22 protein-coding genes are annotated in these 18,011 nt (G+C 32.7%); 12 read left to right on the forward strand and 10 right to left on the reverse strand.

The genetic code is table 11. The features are described 5' to 3' along the window. The first annotated feature begins 216 nt into the window (after positions 1–216). From ACS5L2_RS00675 to ACS5L2_RS00685, 3 genes are all read left to right on the forward strand, one after another. Complete coding sequence (locus ACS5L2_RS00675; protein WP_459201847.1) at positions 217–678, forward strand: RNA-binding domain-containing protein; 462 nt, start codon at positions 217–219, stop codon at positions 676–678. Then, positions 678–1,058, forward strand: a complete 381-nt coding sequence (gene hypA, locus ACS5L2_RS00680) for a hydrogenase maturation nickel metallochaperone HypA (RefSeq protein WP_459201848.1) — start codon at positions 678–680, stop codon at positions 1,056–1,058. Before ACS5L2_RS00675 ends, hypA begins: the two co-directional genes overlap by 1 nt. 186 nt (positions 1,059–1,244) lie before the next feature. Continuing rightward, complete coding sequence (locus tag ACS5L2_RS00685; RefSeq protein WP_459201849.1) at positions 1,245–1,604, forward strand: hypothetical protein; 360 nt, start codon at positions 1,245–1,247, stop codon at positions 1,602–1,604. A gap of 12 nt (positions 1,605–1,616) precedes the next feature. Here ACS5L2_RS00685 and ACS5L2_RS00690 read toward each other — a convergent pair whose 3' ends face one another. The 4 genes from ACS5L2_RS00690 to ACS5L2_RS00705 form a co-directional block, all read right to left on the reverse strand. Further along, entirely contained in the window at positions 1,617–1,754 is a 138-nt protein-coding gene (locus tag ACS5L2_RS00690) for a rubredoxin (RefSeq protein ID WP_459201850.1), read from the reverse strand. A 65-nt stretch (positions 1,755–1,819) separates the two neighbouring features. Next, the gene (locus ACS5L2_RS00695; protein ID WP_459201851.1) at positions 1,820–2,578 is read right to left on the reverse strand and encodes an N-glycosylase/DNA lyase; all 759 of its coding nucleotides are present in this window, start codon (positions 2,576–2,578) and stop codon (positions 1,820–1,822) included. Positions 2,579–2,626: 48 nt separating this feature from the next. Beyond that, complete coding sequence (locus tag ACS5L2_RS00700) at positions 2,627–3,487, reverse strand: thiamine pyrophosphate-dependent enzyme (RefSeq protein ID WP_459201852.1); 861 nt, start codon at positions 3,485–3,487, stop codon at positions 2,627–2,629. Positions 3,488–3,491: 4 nt separating this feature from the next. Next, positions 3,492–5,204 (reverse strand): 2-oxoacid:acceptor oxidoreductase subunit alpha, encoded by a 1,713-nt coding sequence (locus ACS5L2_RS00705; RefSeq protein ID WP_459201853.1) that lies wholly within the window; start codon positions 5,202–5,204, stop codon positions 3,492–3,494. Positions 5,205–5,276: 72 nt separating this feature from the next. Between ACS5L2_RS00705 and ACS5L2_RS00710 the strand changes: the two genes are divergently transcribed. The 8 genes from ACS5L2_RS00710 (at position 5,277) to ACS5L2_RS00745 (ending at position 8,996) form a co-directional block, all read left to right on the forward strand. Continuing rightward, positions 5,277–5,966: an SWIM zinc finger family protein gene (locus tag ACS5L2_RS00710; protein WP_459201854.1), complete on the forward strand. Its 690-nt coding sequence runs from the start codon at positions 5,277–5,279 to the stop codon at positions 5,964–5,966. 156 nt (positions 5,967–6,122) lie between these two features. Next, entirely contained in the window at positions 6,123–6,335 is a 213-nt protein-coding gene (locus ACS5L2_RS00715) for a sulfurtransferase TusA family protein (protein ID WP_459201855.1), read from the forward strand. 9 nt (positions 6,336–6,344) lie between these two features. Beyond that, a complete protein-coding gene (locus ACS5L2_RS00720; protein WP_459201856.1) occupies positions 6,345–6,689 on the forward strand; it encodes a DsrE/DsrF/TusD sulfur relay family protein in 345 nt (114 codons plus the stop codon). A gap of 115 nt (positions 6,690–6,804) precedes the next feature. Further along, positions 6,805–7,389, forward strand: coding sequence for a tRNA(Phe) 7-((3-amino-3-carboxypropyl)-4-demethylwyosine(37)-N(4))-methyltransferase Taw3 (gene taw3 / locus ACS5L2_RS00725; protein WP_459201857.1), 585 nt, complete (start codon positions 6,805–6,807; stop codon positions 7,387–7,389). 54 nt (positions 7,390–7,443) lie between these two features. Next, positions 7,444–7,830 (forward strand): DUF2111 domain-containing protein, encoded by a 387-nt coding sequence (locus ACS5L2_RS00730; RefSeq protein WP_459201858.1) that lies wholly within the window; start codon positions 7,444–7,446, stop codon positions 7,828–7,830. A 20-nt stretch (positions 7,831–7,850) separates the two neighbouring features. Beyond that, positions 7,851–8,303: a methanogenesis marker 5 protein gene (locus tag ACS5L2_RS00735; RefSeq protein ID WP_459201859.1), complete on the forward strand. Its 453-nt coding sequence runs from the start codon at positions 7,851–7,853 to the stop codon at positions 8,301–8,303. Position 8,304: 1 nt separating this feature from the next. Further along, positions 8,305–8,760, forward strand: a complete 456-nt coding sequence (locus ACS5L2_RS00740; RefSeq protein ID WP_459201860.1) for a hypothetical protein — start codon at positions 8,305–8,307, stop codon at positions 8,758–8,760. A gap of 107 nt (positions 8,761–8,867) precedes the next feature. Continuing rightward, positions 8,868–8,996, forward strand: coding sequence for a hypothetical protein (locus ACS5L2_RS00745; RefSeq protein WP_459201861.1), 129 nt, complete (start codon positions 8,868–8,870; stop codon positions 8,994–8,996). Positions 8,997–9,037: 41 nt separating this feature from the next. On the opposite strand, the gene ACS5L2_RS00750 is transcribed toward ACS5L2_RS00745, so the two are convergent. The 3 genes from ACS5L2_RS00750 to iorA are packed head-to-tail and all read right to left on the reverse strand — an operon-like array spanning position 9,038 to position 12,715. Beyond that, entirely contained in the window at positions 9,038–10,282 is a 1,245-nt protein-coding gene (locus tag ACS5L2_RS00750) for a phenylacetate--CoA ligase family protein (RefSeq protein ID WP_459201862.1), read from the reverse strand. Further along, positions 10,272–10,880 (reverse strand): indolepyruvate oxidoreductase subunit beta, encoded by a 609-nt coding sequence (locus ACS5L2_RS00755; RefSeq protein ID WP_459201863.1) that lies wholly within the window; start codon positions 10,878–10,880, stop codon positions 10,272–10,274. Before ACS5L2_RS00755 ends, ACS5L2_RS00750 begins: the two co-directional genes overlap by 11 nt. Next, positions 10,877–12,715 carry an indolepyruvate ferredoxin oxidoreductase subunit alpha gene (gene iorA / locus ACS5L2_RS00760; protein WP_459201864.1) on the reverse strand — a complete coding sequence of 613 codons (1,839 nt, stop codon included), beginning with the start codon at positions 12,713–12,715 and terminating at the stop codon, positions 10,877–10,879. The genes ACS5L2_RS00755 and iorA overlap by 4 nt, the downstream gene beginning before the upstream one ends. A 360-nt stretch (positions 12,716–13,075) precedes the next feature. Here iorA and fbp point away from each other — a divergent pair, with 360 nt between their 5' ends. Beyond that, positions 13,076–14,227: a fructose-1,6-bisphosphate aldolase/phosphatase gene (gene fbp, locus ACS5L2_RS00765; protein ID WP_459201865.1), complete on the forward strand. Its 1,152-nt coding sequence runs from the start codon at positions 13,076–13,078 to the stop codon at positions 14,225–14,227. A gap of 83 nt (positions 14,228–14,310) precedes the next feature. Here the strand turns inward: fbp and ilvD are convergent, their stop codons facing one another. The 3 genes from ilvD to cobI form a co-directional block, all read right to left on the reverse strand. Continuing rightward, positions 14,311–15,963 carry a dihydroxy-acid dehydratase gene (gene ilvD / locus ACS5L2_RS00770; protein ID WP_459201866.1) on the reverse strand — a complete coding sequence of 551 codons (1,653 nt, stop codon included), beginning with the start codon at positions 15,961–15,963 and terminating at the stop codon, positions 14,311–14,313. A gap of 68 nt (positions 15,964–16,031) precedes the next feature. Further along, positions 16,032–17,303, reverse strand: a complete 1,272-nt coding sequence (locus ACS5L2_RS00775; RefSeq protein WP_459201867.1) for a hypothetical protein — start codon at positions 17,301–17,303, stop codon at positions 16,032–16,034. Positions 17,304–17,323: 20 nt separating this feature from the next. Then, a complete protein-coding gene (gene cobI / locus ACS5L2_RS00780; RefSeq protein ID WP_459201868.1) occupies positions 17,324–18,010 on the reverse strand; it encodes a precorrin-2 C(20)-methyltransferase in 687 nt (228 codons plus the stop codon). Between the last annotated feature and the right edge of the window lies 1 nt (position 18,011).

The following is an 18,011-nucleotide window of genomic DNA, read 5'->3' on the forward strand; positions in this document are numbered from 1 at the left end:
AATTGTAAATATTAAAATTTGATAAAGCCACTAAATCTATTAAATCCTGAGTTGTTAGGTTCTTTTTTGTAAAATTTTAATTTTTCTTCCATCCTAAAAAGTAGTTTTCTGCTCATTGTCAACTACTGCTTAGCAGTATATTTTTAATATGTTTTGTTTATATAGTATGGTAAACGTCAAAATTTACGAATTTAATCCTCAAGGGTGTTTATAAAAATGGTAAATAACATCACAATATCGACGATTGCAAATGCAACCGAAGATGAAGAAAAAGTGCTCGATGCAATGGTTTTCTTTTTACCTGAAATAATTGAAGAAGACGATTTAGAAACCGAGACAGTCGAAACAGAAGGAAATTTTGGAAATCCTATTGAAATCCACACTGTTAAAATTTCTGGAAAAAAGGCAAAAACGGTATTCAATTATATTATTGATTTGATAAAAAGCGATGAAAGAAATGTAAACAGATTAAAAAGTGAATTAGATAGCAGGATTGATAAAAATAAACTTTATTTAAGATTTGATAAACAAAAAGCTTATCTTGAAGAATGTAAACTTTCAGATGGCGATGATACTGTACGGATTGTTGTAAATTTCAAGATTTTTGTTCCAAGTGGAAAAGAAGAAAAAGTAAAAACAATGGTTCTTGAAAGACTCGATAAAAGAGGTGTTTTTTAATGCACGAACTTTCATACGCGACATCGGTGTTAAATGCAATTCTTGAAGCGGTAAAACAGCAGGAGGACCTCGGCAGAAAGGTTACAAAAGTAAATGATATTAATCTTGAAATTGGGGACCTTACATTGATAAGTCTGGACCAGTTACAGTTTGTTTTTGAAGTTATTTCAGAAGATACTGTCTGTAAGGGTGCAGAATTGAAAGCAGAAATGGTAAAACCAAAAATTTTCTGTATTGACTGTGAATTTGAAGGAAATTTAAATACTAAAGATGAACTTGAAGTAATATGCCCAAAATGCGAATCTAGAAACATTAAATTAAAAGGCGGAAAGGAATTTAACATAGTAAATGCTACAATTGAATTCGAGGGCGAAGAATAATCTTTTTTATATAAATTTAGTTGATTTTAACTTTTATATAGTATCTTTTTGATAATGTTATTTGTTGAAATTTGATTTTTAAAATAAAACGATTAATATCAAAAATACTTTAAATTACTGAATGATTTTAAACATGGCCGTACATAAACTGCAAGAAACCAAGCCCAATCTGTTCTGGTGTACAAAATGAAAAAAGAAATTAAATTAAAAGAACTTTCGAATACCATTGTAAAATCGCTTTTAGAAAATCCTGACAAGCCCGTTCACGAGATAATGGACGAACTCGATATTTACTCGATGAATCTCGATGATGAGGATTTGGACAGGGCTAAAAGTTTAGTCTGCGAATTGCTCAGTAGAATCGATGTAGTTTCGATGAATCTCGATGATGAGGATATTGCACACACGATGTCGATGATTTCTTTGAGATTTCACATGCACGATAAATACAATAAATTCGAGATAATGGATGTACCGCACCTTCAGGCAAGAATAAAAGATGCTGCAAAATATATAAAATATGTTAAAAAAAGTAATAAAGCTTAATTTTCTATTTTTTTATTTCTTTTCCACGAATGCAGATTTTTTAGCTCCGCAAATTGGGCATGTCCAGTTATCGGGCAATTCTGAGAATTTTTTTCCCTCTTTCTCTTCGTCATATAAGTATCCGCAGATAGTGCATTTCCAAACTGACATATTATTACCTCCTTTTCCAATAGATTTATTTTGAAAACACTTATTTATATAATTTTATAACGGTATTAGATTTCAAGAAGTTTGTTCAAATATTTTGATTTTTCACCAATTTTTCCATCACATGAATTAAAATCAAAATTTCTTCCAAGAACTGGCCATATTATCGAATCTATATGCAATGGCGGAATTTTTGTGGTTTTTGAAATATTGTTCCAGAATTTTATCGGGTTTTCATCCGTGAATTTAAGCGTGTATTTTTCAACTCTCGAATCTTTTGGAATTTCAATTTCCATTGGGTAGGGGACAAACTCATTAAATACCATCCTTGAAGCGTATCCAAACATTTTTACTGCAAAAACAATAGTTTTTGAGTCTTTTTTTGAATTTAAGTTCTTTGATAGATTTTCAAGAAGTTTTTTCATGTTTGAATAGTAATTTTTAAAATCCAAAAGACTTAAGTTTTCAAGAAACGGAATAACTTTTTCGATCCTTTTTATTTTTACATTTAAAAGCCGCCGGTTTCCTTTTGAATTTTCAAGGAAATTAACGTAATTTTCCCCTAAATTTTCATTATTAACTTCATTTTTTGACCAGTATTCTGAAAATTCGCTCCACCAGAGTTCTCCAGTAGTGCATAGCTGGTAGCTCACAATTGAATTTAAAATTACAAGTTTTATAAACATTTCATCGTTATTCATGGAGTTTTTTAAATTTTCAAGCACGAAATATTGTGTATCTATTTTTTCTTCCATGAGTTTAGCAAATTCCACGTCAAAATGCCCAAATATTTCGACAAGTTCGTTTATTTTTTCTAAATTTTCCATAATTTTCACAAAAATTTTTAATAATAATTTAAATTGGTAATTTAATTCTTAAGTTCTTTTTGAATTTAGTATTTCTTCAATTTTTTCTAAATTTGGTTCCCTTTTCCATATCGGAGTTTTTTCTGAAATGTATGGTGGAACAACTTCTTCAAATACCGGTTTTTCACAAATATAAAATATTCCAAGAGGATATTTTTCAGTTTCAAGTGATTTTTCAAAGGCTTTTTTCCTATCTGTTGCGTCGTGGTCTTCCATAAAATATGTATTTTCTCTGTACCATTGAAGAGTATTTACTTTGTTAAATGATGGACAGGGATGGAAGATATCTACTATCGATAAACCCTTATGATTTATTGCTTTAATTATTATTTCTTCAGTTTTTTCAAGGTTTCCTGAAAAAGTACGCGCTACAAAAGATGCATTTAGGGATATTGCAAGTGCTATTGGATTTAGTGGCTCTTCAAACACCCCCCACGGTTGAGTTGGAGTTTTCGTTGAAACAAGTGTTGTTGGGGATGCCTGTCCTTTTGTAAGCCCGTATATCTGGTTATTATGTATTAAAACTGTGATATTTGGATTTCTTCTTATCGCATGAATAAGGTGATTTCCACCTTCCGCATACATGTCCCCATCGCCACCTTCCGCAATTACTGTCAGTTCTGGATTTGTAGCTTTTACGGCAGTTGCAGCAGGTATTGCTCTTCCATGTAATGTATGAAATCCGTTTATATTTATGTAGTGAGGCATTTTTCCAGCTTGTCCAATTCCTGAAATTATCGCAACATTTTGCGGTTTTAAATTTAGTTTTGATAGGGCATTTAAAAGTGATGCTTTTATTGCAAAGTTCCCGCATCCCGGACACCAGGAAATATCTATTTTTTCAGTTCTTTGAAAAGAATTGCTTTCCATAAATTCACCCCCTCAAAACTTTTTTAATTTTTTCAGTAAGCTCTTCAACCGAAAATGCCCTTCCATCGTATTTTAAAATACTATCCTTCATTTCAGTTCCAAATTCCCTTTTTAAAAGTCTTCCAAGCTGTCCAGAATAATTTAATTCAATATTTACTACTTTTTCAGCTTTTTTCAAGTATTTTTCAGCAGAATCTGAAATAGGATAAACTTGACTGAAGTGTAAAAATGCAGTATCATTTAAGTTTAATTTTTCAAGTGCATCTTTTATTGGGTAGAACGTTGTACCGAAAGAAACAATCAGGTTTTTGTAATCTTTATTTCCAATGAATTCTGGTTCAAGCGCATCTTTTTTAATTAAGTCTAACTTTTTATTCCGTTTTTCAGTCATTTTAGTTACTAAATCAATATCTTCAGTAATATCTCCAAATTCGTCATGCTCATTCCCACATATCAATACAATTCCGTCACCAAATCCAGGAATTCCTCGTTTTGAAACTGGATTTTCTGTTAATTGGTACCTTTTGTAGTTAGATTTGGTTTTTACAACATGATTTTCTTTTTTTAAAGTTTTTAATTCAGTATCTGATAAATTGTAGAATGTATCTGCAAGATATTCATCAGATAAAATAAAAACAGGAACCTGGTATTTATCTGCCATATTAAACGCAGTCTGGCTTATATTGTGGGCATCTTCAATTGTGCCTGGCGAATATATGATTTTTGGAAATTCGCCATGTCCAGAATATAATGCTAATTCTAAATCCCCTTGTGCAGTTCTCGTTGGAAGTCCTGTTGACGGCCCAGGTCTTTGTGCAAGGTATATTACAACTGGAGTTTCGGTCATTCCTGAAAGACTTACTGCTTCACACATTAGGGAAAATCCACCTCCTGACGTTGTAACAAGACTTCTTGCACCCGCATAGCTTGCACCAATGGCCATATTTATTGCAGAGATTTCATCTTCGACCTGTTCAACGATAATTCCAAGGTCTTTTGAATGACTTGCAAGAAATGTGGAAACTCCTGTTGAGGGAGTCATTGGGTAAAATGATACAAAATTACAGCCAGCTTTTGCAGCTCCTAATGCAACAGCTTCTGTACCACTTAATACAATTTCATCTTTGAGTTTGCCATTCTTTTCAAGGTTTATTTTTAAATCTAAATCTTTTAAAATTTTTTTTCCAAGTAAGTATCCTTCTTTTGCAGCTTCCAAGTTTTTATTTACAATTTCTTCTCCTTTTTTGGAAAATTTATCTTTCAGATAATTGTTAAAAAGTTCTAAATCACAATCAAAAATTCCAAGGATTATTCCTGAACCTACAGTATTTGAAAATAAAACGTTTCCTATGTTTTTACTTATTTCCTGAATTGGAATGTCTACAATATTGTTATTATCCAAAAATTCTTCGTCTATATTTTCTTTTTCCCCTAAAATAATCGTTTCATTGGAAATCCTATCTTTAAGATGATTTAAAACGCCTTTTTTAAACGTTACAAGTAAATCTATTCTCGTTAAAAAAGAACGCCTTTTTTCAGAGGATATTATAATTTCAGTAGTGTTAATTCCGCCCCTAACTCTTGACATGTATTCTTTTGTTGCAAATACGTTGTATCCTGATAATTTTAATATTTTGGTAAGTGATTCTTCAATGGTTTGTATTCCCTGTCCTGCAGCACCGCCGAGGACTATTGAAACTTCTTTTTCAAGATTCATGTTCCCCCTCCACTGAATACACATATAAATTTGAATTTGGATATATTTAACATTGTTATATTTAGTGATAAAATGGATAATGACATCTACGACGAAATGGTTAGGGAACGGGGAAAAGAGTATTTCTTAAAAAATATGGTAAAATACTGTATAAAACGAGGAAATACTCTTCAGGGGGCTGTTTATGGCAGTGATAATTATATCACAAAAGTTGATTTAAAAACAAATACTGGAATATGTACCTGCCCATATCAATACAACTGTAAACACGCTTATGCACTTTTAGAGTCATATAAAAATGGAAAATATACAAATGGGGATGAATTATTTTTCAATCTTTCAAAATTGGATAAAAATGAGATTTTAAAAATTTTTGAAGATATTGTTGAAAAACATAATTTATGGGATGAATTTGTAAAAACGGACAGAACATTGTTAGATACTGCAAAAAACATGCTTGAACTTACAAAAATCGAAAAGAAAAACTTATTTACATTTACTTCGTTTTTAAGAAATCAATTCCTGAAAAATGCGGAAAATCATGAATTACTTGAGATAATTCCTGATGTAATTAAATATATCCAAGAGAGAAGAAAACTCGAAGAAATACTATTTTTAATAGTTGATGAACTTTTCGAGCGTGGAAAAACGGATAAGGATATTTTGAAGAGATTAATAGAACTTTCAAGAAAATATCGGGAGCTTTGGATGGTAAAAGACAATATTTTAGATTACGAGTATTTTGAACTCTTAGATTATTAATTTTAGGAGTAATTTAAGCTTTATTAGAATATTTAATAAATATATTTATATAATCTCCTTAAAAATATAAATTGTAGCAAGTTAGCTCTTTAATAACAAAAATAAAAGTATGTTCTAAAAAATTAGTTTTTCTAATACCAACTTGGAGGTAATACTATGGAACTTGATGTTACTGGAACCGTATGCCCAATGCCGGTTTTAAAAACAAAAAAAGCATTAGATTCATTAAATTCCGGAGATGAATTAATCGTTACTGGGGACTACAAGCCCGCTCTTCAAAATATCAAAAGATTTGTAGAAGAAAAAGGCCACGAAGTGTTATCCGCTGAAGAAAGTTCAAATGGATTTAAAATTGTTATAAAAAAATAAGGTGAAATTTTGAAATTTACGGTTATAATCGGAGATGCACCTTACGGAAAAGAAAGAGCATATTCTGCTTTAAGATTTGCGTTAACCGCGCTTTTGGAAGGAATTGACGTGAATATATTTTTACTCGAAGATGGGGTTTACGTTGGTAAAAAAGACCAAAATCCTGCAGGAGTTCCAAGATATTCAGAACTTTTAGAAAATGCAATCGAAGCAGGCGCAGTTGTAAAAGCATGTGGCCCATGCGGCAAAGCAAGAGGAATTTCTAATGAAGAACTCATTGACGGGGTTGCTTTTGGAACAATGCACGATTTAATAGCTTTCGTAAAAGAAGCAGATAAAACAATAAACTTCTAATCATACTCTTTTTTTCTAAGTTCACTTTTTTAATTGTCAAATCAATTTTAAAATTTAGTTAAAGTTTTTATATTATTTTTTGAAACTTAACATATTCTATAAATCGAGTGAAAATATGTTTAGCGATGATAAAGAATTTACAATGAAAAAGCTTCAGGCGGCCCTTGATAATGGCTTTGTGGACCTTGAAGTCATGTATTTAGTCGATAAAATAAATGAATTTGATGATTACTACACTACAAGCAGCTGTATTGGAAGATGCGGTATAATCGAGTTTCCAAAGGATAAAAATCCAAAAATACACTCAAAATGGCTTGGAAAATGGCACCATTATGCAAATTATGATGAAATTGATCAAGCACTTTCTGAAAAATCTGAAAGTTTTGAAAAAATTTCTTTTGTATTAAATTCTCCAATTTTACACATCGCATCAAGAGACGCAGATACGAGTAAAAAGCTCTTAGAACTTGCGTATCACAATGGTCTAAAAGCTTCATCGATAAAATCAATTTCAAGCAAGAGATACATCGTAGAAATCATGACAACTGCTAAAATGGATGCACCAATTGGATATGATGGAAAAATCGTGGTTAATCGAGAATATCTTGATATACTTCTTGACGAGGGAAATTCCAAATTAAAACACGCGAGAAAATCGTTGAAGCGATTTTATGAAAGATTGGATGAACTTAAATGTTAATTAGAAAATATTAATACTTTGAAATACATATCTTCATAAACAGGTGGTGAGAATATGCTTGATTTGAAGTGCAGCAGTTCTAAGGATTTATTTCCGCTGGCTTATGCGATACACCTGCTGGTCAATAAATCGCCAGTAACAATGCGTTCTAAAGATAAGCCTGGAGTTAGGATTGAAAAAGGAAAATTAATTGACGATAATTACGAAGGTTATGTTTTAAAGCAGGTTTTGGAATTTGGAGAACTTTTAAAAGTAACTCCAATTTGTGGCCCTTATTCAGGGGTTCCTGTAATTGTGGTTCCGGTAAAAGAAGAAGATGGGGAAATTACTGGCGCAGTGGGAATTGTAGATTTAACAGCAGGAATATTCGAGGAAATTAATTCAATAGCCCGCAGAAAAGAACTTTCAAAATTTTTGCCTGACGAAGCATTTCCGAAATAACTATCAATTTTGGTGATATATTGAAAAAAGTATTCATATTTCCCCCAAATAGCCTTATTCTATCAGATTTGGTAGAGAGATTTGGTCACAAGCCACTGATGATTAACAATGCAATTGGTGAAAAGGTAAGGAATCTTGAAATTGACAGCCCTCCTTTAAATATAACTGACGAAGACCCTAAAAAAGGTCTTAAATATGCAGCTATCGAAGTTCCTTCGGGAGTTCGTGGTAGAATGTCATTAATCGGCCCATTAATCGATGAAGCGGAAGCTGCAATAGTCATGGTTCATGCGCCAATTGGATTTGGATGTGTTGGATGTGAAAGAACAAATGAACTTACGAAATACCTTATTCGAAGAAAAGAAATGCCAGTTTTAAATATCGAATATCCTGAAAATGATGAAGATGCAAAAGTAGTTGTAAAAAAGATTGCACTATTTTTGGAAAGTCTCGAAACTAAAGTCGAGGGATAGTATGAAGATAATAAATGCAGGCTTATTTTTGGCTTGTATATTACTTTTAAGTTCAGTATCCGCAGAAGCCGTTTTAATTTCTGATAGTTCCAATCTTTTTTTAGATATGAAAACAGCTGCGATGACTCATTCAGATGACCTTGACAAAGTCCCATTATTGTCGGGTATCGCATCAGACGAAAGAATAAACCTGAATGTAGAAACAGAAAGTGATGAGTTACTTGTTTCAATAATTATCAAGGATGGAAAAATTATAGATTTTGAGAAGGGAAGTTTAGACAATGCAACAATGACTGTTTACACCAATGAAAGCACTGTTAAAGAAATTTTAAATGATGATGAGCCAGTAATTGCTATTAAAAATGATTTAAATGAAGGTAAAATAAAAATAGAAGGTGTAGGCATCTTAAATTCCATAAAACTCCTGATTACATCTATAATAATGTTATTATTTTAAATATTCTATTTTTTTAATTTTAGGAGGTTTGTAGTCCACGTCCTGCAAAACTTTATATATCTCCAAAAACTAGGTTTTCAAAAATAATACTTATCTAAGTGATGAATATGGATTTAATAAAAAAACTGATGTCAAAACACGCTAAATTAGAATCATACTACTTATGGATGGTATTTTTTATAATTGCTGTTTTTTTGTTGGCTTTTGGAGTGTACCGCCTTCCAGATTTACTGTAATTTCTATTTTTTTAAAATAATGTTAAATAAAAGTAAAAAAACTAATCTCTATTATCAAATACTCTTTTACTCTTTTTTTCGCTCCTTGGAAGTTCTCCAATTTTTAAGCATTCAACATCGGGTGAAATTCCGATATATGTTTTAAATGCTTTTATAATCGCAAGTTTAGTTTCTTCAAATTTTTCCTCTGAAACATCAACTTCTACCTTAAATAACATTGAATCTCTTCCTTCAAATCTGCTCAAAACGATTTGATATTCGCTACTTACGCCTGAAACTTTATGTATTAAATCTTCAATCTGACCGGGGTAGATGTTTACCCCTTTTATTTTAATCCTGTCATCTGCTCTTCCAAGTATTCTATCAATTCTTGGATATTCGCTCCCACATTTACATTTTTCAGGGATTATTCTTGTTAAATCTCTTGTTCTGTACCTGATAAGCGGTGCGCCTTCTTTTGTAAGTGTTGTAATTACAAGTTCCCCAAGTTCTCCGTCAGGTAGATTTTCGCCAGTAACCGGGTCAATGATTTCAAATAATAAGTGATCGGACCAGTAGTGCATTCCTTCGTGGTATTCACAGTCAAGCGCAATTCCTGGACCATATATTTCTGTTAGTCCGTAAATATCGAAGCTTTTTATTCCAAGTTCGCTTTCGATTCTATTTCTCATCTTTTCGCTCCACCTTTCGGAGCCGATTACACCTATCTTTAGGTGGATTTTATCTTGAATTCCTTTTTTTCGTATTTCTTCTGCCAATAATAATGCATAAGATGAAGTGGAAGTTAAAACAGTAGATTTCAAATCCACCATCATTTGAAGCTGTTTTTCAGTGTTTCCCGGCCCCATCGGTATTGCCATTGCACCTAAACGTTCAGCACCGAGTTGAAATCCAATTCCTGCGGTCCAGAGCCCGTATCCTGGAGTTATCTGTACTCTATCAGTGTTTGTAACTCCTGCCATCTGGTAGCATCTCATCATCATTTCTGACCAGGTATCTACGTCTTTTTGTGTATAAGGTACAATCACTGGGCTTCCAGTTGTTCCGGAGGATGAGTGTATTCTAACGATTTTTTCATCAGGAACTGCTTGAAGGCCTAATGGGTATGCGTTTCTTAATTCTTCTTTTTCAGTGAATGGAATTTTTCTAAAATCTTCGATTGAATTGATTTCATCAATATTTATGCCAGATTCTGAAAATTTATTTTTGTAGAATTCACTACCCTCTGAAACGTGTTTGAGTAATTTTTTAAGTAATGCATACGTTTCTGAATCTTTACTGTTCATCTTGGCCCTCCAGAATATTAGAAATAGTTTCCGCAGATAATTTGGCAGCATTTAAATTAATTTTTTGGTATTTTTCAGGAATTTCCGATTCAATCGTTTTTAAAAAGTCATCGTATTTTAAAGGCAAAAATCCAGTATAAAATGCAGCACCAAGTACTGAAACATTCATTGATTTTGGATTTCCTGCGGTTTTCGCAATTTTTGAAAAATCGATACAAACTGTTGATTTAACTTTTTCTTTAATAAAATTTATAATTTTTTCCGAATTGTATTTTTCGTTTGAAGACCTTGCACTTGGAAGAATCATTTTAGAGTTCGTGATAATCTTACCATTTTTTTTAAGAAAATGAAGGTTTCTTGCAACTTCGGATACTTCAAGGCCGATTATCAAATCTGCACTGCCTTCGGGAATTAATGAACTCTGGATATTTTCACCAAACTGCAAATGGCTTACTACGGAACCTTCTCTTTGGGACATTCCAAGTGTTTCAGCGGTGTTTACGTGAAAACCTGAATTCATCGCAGTAATTGCAAGTAGTCGGGATGCTAAAACAACGCCCTGTCCACCAACTCCACAGATAATTACACTGAAGTTCATTTTTCATCCACCTCATTTATCGCATCAGCAGGGCACACGGCTTTACAAAGTCCACAACCTGTACAGTTTTCCATAATCTCTGGAATTTTTTCATTTAATGTTATTGCAGGGCATCCAAGTCTTTCAACACAGATTTTACAGCCTGTGCATTTGTTTTCATCAATAACATATTTTTTAGTGGACTTAACAAGCGAAACACAGTTTCCTCTAAAAACAACTGCAGAAGGGCCATTATATCCAATAGCTTCTCTTGAAATTTTTTTACATGCGGAAAAATCATCTACAGATACGGTTTTTACAAATTCAATTCCGCAACTTTTCAAAATTCCTTCAATATCTATTAATTTTGTGGAGTTTCCAAGTGCAGTTTTTCCAGTTCCGGGATGCGGTTGGTGGCCAGTCATTGCAGTAGTCCTATTATCTAATACTGCAATTGTAACATCAGCGTTATTATAAACCGCATTAATTACTGCAGGAATTCCTGAATGGAAAAATGTAGAATCTCCAATAAATGCAACATTCTTTGAATTTTTCGTAGTTCTTGAAATTCCACCTGCAATACTAATTCCTGCCCCCATGCAAAGGCATGTATCGATTAATTCCAAAGGTGGGGCATTTCCGAGCGTGTAGCACCCGATATCTCCTGAAAATATTGTTTGGATATTTTGTTTTTTCAATTCTTTTGAAACTTCCTTAAATGCGTAAAATACAGTCCTGTGCATACATCCAGCACATAAATTTGGAGGTCGTACTGGAAGCGGAATCATCTCATTTTTTTCGATTAATTTTTCAGAAATTTCAATTTTCTGAATTTTTAAAATATCTAAAACTTTGTTAATTCCGGTTTTTACAATATCTACGCTGTATTCTCCACAGCAGGGGAATATACTGTTTTTCTTTCCATAAACTGTCTTTGAAATATCATGTTTTCCAAGTAATTGAAGTAATTGTTCTTCCAAAAATGAATCGAGTTCCTCAACTGTAATTATCAAGTCAACATCAGTTATAAATTCAATTATTTTATTTTCTGGGAATGGATACGGAGTTCCAATTTTTAAAACTGAGAACAAGTCTTTATTATTTGAAATAGCTTCGTTTACGTAGTGGTAGGATGCTCCAGAAGTAATTATTCCAATTTTTCCAGTTCCTGTTTTAAAATTAAATTTTGAACTTGAAAATTCATTTGATAGTATTTTTTGTAATTTTTCTAACATTGGATGTCTTTCCGCGGCTAATTTTGGAAATATTACCCATCTAAAACTTTTTGAAAAACCTTCTATACTTTCGTTTGACGGTTTTAATTCATCTAATACAACATCATCACATCTGTGTGAAACTCTCGTTGTAGTTCGAAGAAATACTGGTGTTTCATAACGTTTTGAAATTTCAAAAGCATATTTTGTCATTTCATAGGCTTCTTGTGAATTTGATGGATCAAGTACCGGAATATTTGAAAATAATCCAAAAGATCGGGTATCCTGTTCGGTCTGTGATGAATGAGGTCCTGGATCATCAGTTACTAAAAGTACTAACGGCCCTTTTACTCCAAGATATGTTAAACTCATTAGGGGGTCAGATGCAACATTTAATCCAACCTGTTTCATAGTTACAATTGAACTTGCGCCTGAAAACGATGCTCCAATTGCCGTTTCAAGTGCAACTTTTTCATTTGTGGACCATTCAACATAAAAATTGTATTTTTTAGCATTTTTAATCAATGTTTCCATGACTTCTGTTGAAGGGGTTCCCGGATACCCTGTTCCAAACTGCAATCCTGCAGCAATTGCCCCGTATGCAATCGCTTCATTTCCCATTAAAAACTGTTTATTATTCAAAAAATTCCCTCTATTAAATTTTAAACTGCTAAAAATTTCCCTAAAATCTGTGACTTTAAAAGTTTAACTTGTATATAATATAAATATTTCGATATCGAGTTATTTGCCAGAATATGATATATTAAAATGCCCCTTATTAAAAAAAGAGTTAAAAAATGTTTATTTTATGATATATGATTTATTATTTTGTTATTTATCAAACATTTCTAATTTTAGATAAATATATAAAACTTAAATCAATAATTGTATTGGTTTTTGAATTTTGTTTTCCAAAATTTGGCAAAACATAAATATTTTCTAATAACAATATAAAACTAAGGTGGATTTAATTTACCCGAAACATGAATGAAGGTGTAAGGTATGCAAGACAAAGTAACTTTAAGCGTTATTAAGGCGGACGTAGGGGGGCTCTGCGGACACACATTAGCTCCAGAAGAATTACTCGATGCAGCAGAGTATGTTCTCGAAAATGCGCTCGATGAAACATTAATTGATTATTATGTTACAAACTGTGGTGATGACATTGACATGATCATGACCCACGATAAAGGTACTGACAACGAAGAAGTACACAAACTTGCATGGGACGCTCTTGAAGCAGCAACAGAAGTTGCAAAAGAGTTAAAATTATACGGTGCAGGTCAAGATTTACTTTCAAACTCATTTTCCGGAAATGTTAAAGGACTCGGCCCTGGTTGCGCAGAAATGGAATTTGTTGAAAGACCAAGTGAACCAGTTGTAGTATTCTGCTGTGACAAAACAGACCCTGCAGCATTCAACTTACCATTTTACAAAATGTTTGCAGACCCATTCAGCACTGCAGGATTAGTATACGACCCTTCAATGACATCAGGATTCAGATACGAAATCTTAGATGTTTTTGCACACAAAAGAGTATTTTTAGATGCTCCAGAAGAAATCTATTCATTACTCGCATTAATCGGAAACACTGAAAAATACGCTGTAAAAAGAGTTTACAGAAGAAAAGACAACGAAATTGCAGCAGTATGTTCATCAGAAAAATTAAACATGATTGCAGGAGAATACGTTGGAAAAGACGATCCTGTAGCAATTGTAAGAGCTCAAAGCGGATTCCCTGCAGTAGGAGAAGTTTTAGAAGGATTTGCAAACCCACACCTCGTTGCAGGATGGATGAGAGGATGCCACTTTGGTCCAATCATGCCAGTTGCAGAAGAAGATGCAATGCCTGCAAGATTTGATGGCCCTGCAAGAGTTATGGCTTTAGGATTCCAGTTATCCCACGGAAGATTAGTTGGACCAAACGACCTCTTCGCAGACAAATCATTCGATAAAGCAAGAGAAAAAGCACTCGACATGGCTGAAATGATGAGATCAATGGGTCCATTCATGCCACACAGATTACCTGAATCAATGATGGAATACACATCAGTTCCAAAAGTTTTAGCACAGTTAAAAGACAGATTCATCGAAATGGAAGAAGGATGTGAGTGCAAACTCGATGAAATAAGAGAAAGAGGAGACATGGAATAAATTTTCATGTTTAATTATTTTAAACTTTTTTAACTATTTTTTTAAAATTCAAAAATTAAAATTTAAAAAAAGTATTTTTTTAGTTATTTCAAAACTGCTCCTTCATCAGCTGAAGAAACGAGTCTTGAATATCTCGATAAATAGCCTTTTTTGATTTTAGGCTCAAATTCTTCCAATTTTGAAAGTCTTTCTTTGATTACGGATTCATCCAAATCAACATTTATTTCTTTTCCAATCATGTCGATTTTGATAATATCTCCATTTTCAATTGCAGCAATTACTCCGCCTGCTGCAGCTTCTGGGGAAACGTGTCCGATACAGGGACCTCTACTTCCACCACTGAATCTTCCATCAGTAATTAATGCAACGCTGTCATCAAGACCCATTCCACAGATTGCTGAAGTTGGGGAGAGCATTTCTCTCATTCCCGGTCCTCCTGATGGTCCTTCGTATCTAATTACTATAACATCGCCTTTTACAATTTTTCCGCCAAGTATCGCAGAAATTGCTTCATCTTCAGAATTGTAAACTTTTGCAGGGCCGTCGTGTTTGTACATATTGGGATGTACTGCACCGATTTTTACAACGCAACCGTTTGGAGCAAGATTTCCTTTTAAAACCCTTAAACCAGCAGTTTCGTGAACCGGAGCTTCAACTTTTCTTATAACGTCGTAATTTATGTATTTAACCGATTCTGCAATTTCCAGAGTACTTCTTCCGTCAACCGTTTTTGTATTTCTGATTTTTTCTTTTAAAACATTCAATACCGCAGGAATACCTCCAGCATTGTGTAAATCAATCATGTAGTGTTCTCCACCCGGTTTGATTGATGCAATGTGTGGAACTTCATTACTTAATCTGTCAAAATCATCGAGAGTTATAAATTTATTTTCTATTTCGTTTGCGATTGCAGGAATGTGGAGAGTAGTATTTGTCGATCCACCAAGTGCAAGGTCAACTAAAATTGCGTTTTCAAAAGCTTCTTTTGTTAATATGTCTGTTGGTTTTAAGTCTTCTTTTACCATATCAACAATTTTTGAGCCACTTTTTTTAGCAAGCCTAACTTTTTGGGCATCAACTGCATGTGTTGTTGCACACATTGGAAGAGAGAGTCCCAACGCTTCTGTAAGGCAGGCCATACTGTTTGCAGTGTAAAGCCCCGCACAGCTTCCAGCACCTGAACATGCACAGTCTTCGATACACTTTAATTCTTCTTCAGTAATTTTTCCAACCTGGTACTCTCCGACACCTTCAAAAAGGCTGATAAGTTCGTATTTTTTACCTTGGAATTCTCCCGGAAGCATTGGTCCCCCAGTAACTACAATAAATGGAATGTTTAGTCGTATGGCACCCATTATCATTCCAGGAACGATTTTATCACACGTAGGAATTAAAACAAGACCATCAAATCCATGTGCTCTTGCCATTGATTCAACAGCGTCTGCAATAATTTCTCTTGAAGGTAACGAGTATTTCATACCTTCGTGGCCCATTGCAATACCGTCGCAAATTCCAATGGTATTAAATTCAAATGGCGTTCCACCGTTTGCATAAACACCATGTTTAGCCGCTTCTGATAATGTTCTTAAGTGAATGTGGCCGGGAACAACTTCTGTAAAGCTGTTTACAATTCCAATAAATGGTTTTTCCATGTCTTCGTCGGTATATCCGCAAGCTTTTAAAAGAGCTCGGTTTGGAGTTCGTATAACTCCTTTTTTGACGTTATCACTTATCATATCTTACCACCATTAACGATTAAGCTAATATTCGAGTAAATTAAATAAAAAAGTATCGATGTATAAATTTAATTTTTTATAAGTTCTTCAAAAAGGTCTAATAACTTGTCCGTAGTTTTAATGTTTTCAGTTTCTTTAAATTTTATATTATATCGAATGTTTTGATTTAACCTATCTTTAACGGAATTACAACAGCTTTCGTCGTAATCCACAATTATCAATTCCTTTTTTTCGTCAAAATTAGTTAGTATGGCTTCAACGATATGGGGGTCAGACTTTAAAGAATTTCCAAATATTACTAATTTTGAACAGTTTTGCAGACTTTCTTTGAAAATTTCAAAATAGTGTTTAAGTACAAAATCATCGTTAATTAGTTCTAATTTCTTATCAGGGTTTCCAAATACCATAACAGGTTTTAATTTTGAGGTATCTGTAGGTATGTCTTTTTTAATTTTATACGTTTTTCCATCCTTTAATACAAATTTATGCGTTCCATGCAACGGAATACATAAATTCTTTGTACTGCTGACTTTATAGTAATATAAAAACCAGTAAGGCTCTCTTTTTGAGTAGTAATCACGATATTCCTCTTTTAAATATCCGTAATGGTTAGAAAATCCATCGTTTAAAATGTAATTTCCATTATCTACAAATAAATAATTTAATAATCCATCGTAATTTGTAGTATATATATGAAGATTTGAGTTTTCTGGAATTAAACTTCTTAAAGATTCGCCAAAAGACCCATTTTCATCAAAAAATTTGCAAAATCTTTGGTATTCTCCATTTTTTTCCATATTTAAAAATTCAAGCCCCACATCTTTAGTCCTAATGTCTATTCCATGAGAATATAACTCACTCACAGATTTACACGCTTTAATATTCAACATTATTACAAAATATTTTAGAACTCCGTAGATAAGGATAATAGATTCTCCTTTAGTGTATCCAATATTGGAAAATAATTCATAAACCTCTTCAACAGTATTATTTGGTTTAATTTTTCCAAAAGTAGTAATTATTTGGATTATTTTTTCATCAGTTCCGATATTGATGTTATTTTCCGTTAAATAACCCTTAAAATTTTTAAATAATTCGGCATGTTTGTTACATAATGTTATTATGTTATCGAGAAACTTTTTAATTTCAATAAGCTCTAAAAGGGTATCAAAATCACCCTGTTCTGATTCAAAAATACCTTCAATCTTTTCAGAATTTTTAAAATTGTTATTTATATTATTCTTTAAATTTTCTTCACAATTTTTTAAAGAAGTATTACAAATTTCTTTAATTAAATGATTAAACCCATTTCCAATTATAAAACAGATATTTTCCCCCAAATTCCCACCAAAAAATAAATTTATTTCAATTTTTTAATAATTGCTAACGATAAATAATCTTTAAACGGTTCAAAATCAATTTCATCGATTTTTCCTAACGCAGTTTTTTGATTTTTTGAGGTAACCCGGTTTACAACACCAACTAAATAGTTATCCTTTTTATCTTTTAAATTTTTCAATTTTTCTTCCAAATCGTTAGTTTTCATAACAATTAACGTATCAAATTCTTCTAAATACCGTTCTAAATCTTTTCCCTGCGGTAAAATTGCTAATTTTTCATCCCCTTCAACCAGGGGAATATTTAAAACACCTGCACCTGCAAATGGCGAAGAAATTCCATTTATAATTTCTACATCAATTTTATTTTCATTGAAGATATGCCAGACATAAGAAAAAGTACTGTAAAGCGTTGCATCTCCAATCGTTACAACTGCAACGGTTCCATTTTCTTCCATAACCTGTTTTGCAGCGTTATTCCAGTGTTTTTGTAAAAATTCAACATCTTTACTCATTGGAAAGAGCAATTCTACTACTTTTTTGTTTTCAGGGAGTATATCTTTTATAATATCGTATGCAACAGAAGTTTTTCCTTCTTTTGAAATTGGAACAAATACTGTATCTGCATTTTTCAGTATTTTTACAGCTTTTAAGGTTAGTAAATCTGTATCCCCTGGACCAACACCTATTCCATATATTTTATTGACCATA

The organism is Methanococcus mangrovi, from assembly GCF_054506835.1.